1 rRNA gene is annotated in these 1,087 nt (G+C 55.4%); it reads right to left on the bottom strand.

The features are described 5' to 3' along the window. Positions 1-16: 16 nt before the first annotated feature. Positions 17-1,087 (bottom strand): 16S ribosomal RNA (locus tag ACWIDW_RS14830); the annotation flags it as partial.

Raw genomic sequence — 1,087 nt, 5'->3', positions numbered from 1 at the left:
CTGCAGTGCTCCTTAGAAAGGAGGTGATCCAGCCGCACCTTCCGGTACGGCTACCTTGTTACGACTTAGTCCTAATTACCGATCCCACCTTCGACAGCTCCCTCCCACAAGGGGTTAGGCCACCGGCTTCAGGTGTTACCGACTTTCATGACTTGACGGGCGGTGTGTACAAGACCCGGGAACGTATTCACCGCAGCGTTGCTGATCTGCGATTACTAGCGACTCCGACTTCATGAGGTCGAGTTGCAGACCTCAATCCGAACTGGGACCGGCTTTTTGGGATTCGCTCCACCTTACGGTATCGCAGCCCATTGTACCGGCCATTGTAGCATGCGTGAAGCCCAAGACATAAGGGGCATGATGATTTGACGTCATCCCCACCTTCCTCCGAGTTGACCCCGGCAGTATCCCATGAGTTCCCACCATTACGTGCTGGCAACATAGAACGAGGGTTGCGCTCGTTGCGGGACTTAACCCAACATCTCACGACACGAGCTGACGACAACCATGCACCACCTGTTCACGAGTGTCCAAAGAGTTGACCATTTCTGGCCCGTTCTCGTGTATGTCAAGCCTTGGTAAGGTTCTTCGCGTTGCATCGAATTAATCCGCATGCTCCGCCGCTTGTGCGGGTCCCCGTCAATTCCTTTGAGTTTTAGCCTTGCGGCCGTACTCCCCAGGCGGGGAACTTAATGCGTTAGCTGCGTCACGGAATCCGTGGAAAGGACCCCACAACTAGTTCCCAACGTTTACGGGGTGGACTACCAGGGTATCTAAGCCTGTTTGCTCCCCACCCTTTCGCTCCTCAGCGTCAGTTACGGCCCAGAGATCTGCCTTCGCCATCGGTGTTCCTCCTGATATCTGCGCATTCCACCGCTACACCAGGAATTCCAATCTCCCCTACCGCACTCTAGTCTGCCCGTACCCACTGCAAGCCCGAGGTTGAGCCTCGGAATTTCACAGCAGACGCGACAGACCGCCTACGAGCTCTTTACGCCCAATAATTCCGGATAACGCTTGCACCCTACGTATTACCGCGGCTGCTGGCACGTAGTTAGCCGGTGCTTTTTCTGCAGGTACCGTCACT

Source organism: Microbacterium sp. NPDC055312 (assembly GCF_053645675.1).
The sequence above is the reverse complement of the archived record's forward strand: the minus strand, read 5'-3'. Positions and strand labels throughout refer to the sequence as shown.